Origin of the sequence: Hydrogenophaga sp., from assembly GCF_041633695.1 — a bacterium.
Classification (GTDB): Bacteria; Pseudomonadota; Gammaproteobacteria; order Burkholderiales; family Burkholderiaceae_C; genus Hydrogenophaga.
In genome coordinates, this window is the sequence record NZ_JBFJMY010000568.1 from 1 (window position 1) to 2,366 (window position 2,366).

The window sequence follows — 2,366 nt, forward strand, 5'->3', positions numbered from 1 at the left end:
GAAGTACGTGGTGCTGGGCGACGGCGAAGTGCGGGGCTGAAGCACCGGACTTCGCCGGAGGCCGGTTCAGGTCCGGTTGATGGACACGCCGCCGTCCACCAGCATGGCCGCGCCAGTGGTGAACGACGAGGCGTCGGACGCGAGGTACAGCACCGATTGCGCCAGTTCTTCGGGTTGTGCGATCCGCTTGAGCGCATGCAGGCCGGCCACGTGGGCCATGGCCTCGGGCGTGCCGTTCATGGCCTGTGCCATCGGGGTGTGTGTGCCGCCCGGCAGCAGGGCGTTCACCCGAACCGCTTGCGGCCCGAATTCCGCCGCCAGCGCTTGCGTCAGCCCGATCAGACCGGCCTTGCTGGCCGCGTACGCCGCCGCGCCGGGAAAGCCCACGGTGTAACCAACAAAGCTCGATGTGAAGATCACCGAACCGCCGCCGCGTTTCAACATGGCCGGTATCTGGTGCTTGGCGCCCAGAAAGGCGCTGGTGAGGTTGGTGTCCAGCGTGTCGCGCCAGCCGGGGGTGGACACGTCGAGGGTTGGGCCCATTTCGCCCAGGGTGCCGGCGTTGTTGAAGGCGATGTCCAGGCCGCCAAAATGTTCAACGGCGTTGTGTACCAGGGCTTGCGCAAAGGCCTCGTCTCTCACATCACCCGCCACACAGACGGCCGCGCCACCGGCTTCCCGGATTTCTGCCACCAGGCGTTCGAGCTCGGGCCGCCGCCTCGCCCCCAACACCACCGATGCCCCGTGGCGCGCGAACAGCAGCGCGGTGGCGCGCCCAATCCCGGAACTGGCCCCGGTCACGATGGCGACCTTGCCTACAAGTGCTTGCATACACATCCTCTGTCTTTGAAGTTGAACAAGAGGTGGCAGCGTAGAAGGGCAGCCGATGTTTGTCTGGCCGCATGCGGACGCGTGGTTCCCGCGTGCCCGGGCCGCACCGCAGCCCGGGTGCGTTCGCGGGCCAAACCGGAGGGTTTGCAGGGTTTGGGGGCGTTCATGGCTTGAAATGCCGTCATCCGACCCCATTACACTGGGTGTCCTCCCGTTCGCCTTAGGCATTGCCACCATGGTTCCACACCTCGTCACCGCACTGACCGGCCCCATCAACGAACTCGAACAGCGCATTCTGGAATCCACGCCGGTGATCGAGCGCTGGTTCCGGCTGGAGTGGATGGAGCACACGCCGCCGTTTTACACCTCGGTGGACATCCGCAACGCCGGTTTCAAGCTCGCGCCGGTGGACACCAACCTGTTTCCCGGCGGTTGGAACCACCTCACGCCCGAGATGCTGCCGCTGGCGGTGCAGGCGGCCATGGCGGCGATTGAAAAGATCTGCCCCGAGGCCAAGAACCTGTTGCTGGTGCCCGAGAGCACGACCGATGTGTTCTATCTGAGCAACCTGGCGCAGTTGCAGCGCATCTTCTTCCAGGCCGGCCTCAACGTGCGCCTGGGTTCGCTCTCGAACGACATCAAGGCACCCACGGTCATCGAGCTGCCGGGTGGCGAGTCGGTCACGCTGGAGCCGTTGATCCGCAACAAGCGGCGCCTGGGCCTGAAGAACTTCGACCCTTGCACGATTCTGCTCAACAACGATTTGAGCGCCGGCCACCCCGGCATCCTGGAAGACCTGCACGAGCAGTACCTGTTGCCGCCGCTGCACGCCGGCTGGGGCATGCGCCGCAAGAGCCAGCATTTCAAGGCCTACGAAGAGGTGTCCAAGCGTTTTGGCAAGCTGCTGGGCATGGACCACTGGCTCATCAACCCCATGTTCAACCAGTGCGGCGAGGTGAACTTTGCCGAAGACGCCGGGCTGGAGTGCCTGCGCAGCAACACCGACGCGCTGCTGGGCAAGATCCGCCGCAAGTACAAGGAATACGGCATCAACGAAAAGCCGTTCGTGGTCATCAAGGCCGACAACGGCACCGGCGGCATGGGCATCATGACGGTGCGCGACGCCAAGGAAATCGACGCCCTGACGGCACCGGACAAATGCAAGATGGCCTTGTCGCAGGGCGGGCGTTCGGTCGATCAGGTCATCATCCAAGAGGGTGTGCTGACCAACGAACGCATCAACGCCGCCGTGGCCGAGCCGGTGGTCTACATGATGGATCGCTACGTGGTGGGCGGCTTTTACCGGGTGCATGCCGAACGCGGTGTGGACGAAAACCTGAACGCCCCGGGTGCGCGCTTTGTGCCGCTGGCGTTTGAGCAGAGTGCGCAACTGCCGCAACCCGGCGTGAAGCCCGGCGCCAGCCTGCCCAACCGGTTCTACATGTACGGCGTGATTGGCCGGCTGGCCATGTTGGCGGCCAGTTACGAACTCGAAGCCACCGACCCCGACGCCGAGGTGTACGAATAGGTCCCCC

Annotated in this window: 2 protein-coding genes; one reads left to right on the forward strand and one right to left on the reverse strand. The window is 64.7% G+C overall.

The window, feature by feature from the left end:
• Positions 1-66: 66 nt before the first annotated feature.
• Positions 67-831, reverse strand: coding sequence for an SDR family oxidoreductase (locus ABYB95_RS21780; RefSeq protein WP_372661876.1), 765 nt, complete (start codon positions 829-831; stop codon positions 67-69).
• A 235-nt stretch (positions 832-1,066) separates the two neighbouring features.
• On the opposite strand from ABYB95_RS21780, the gene gshA reads away from it, so the two are divergent.
• Complete coding sequence (gshA, locus tag ABYB95_RS21785) at positions 1,067-2,359, forward strand: glutamate--cysteine ligase (protein ID WP_372661879.1); 1,293 nt, start codon at positions 1,067-1,069, stop codon at positions 2,357-2,359.
• Positions 2,360-2,366: the final 7 nt, after the last annotated feature.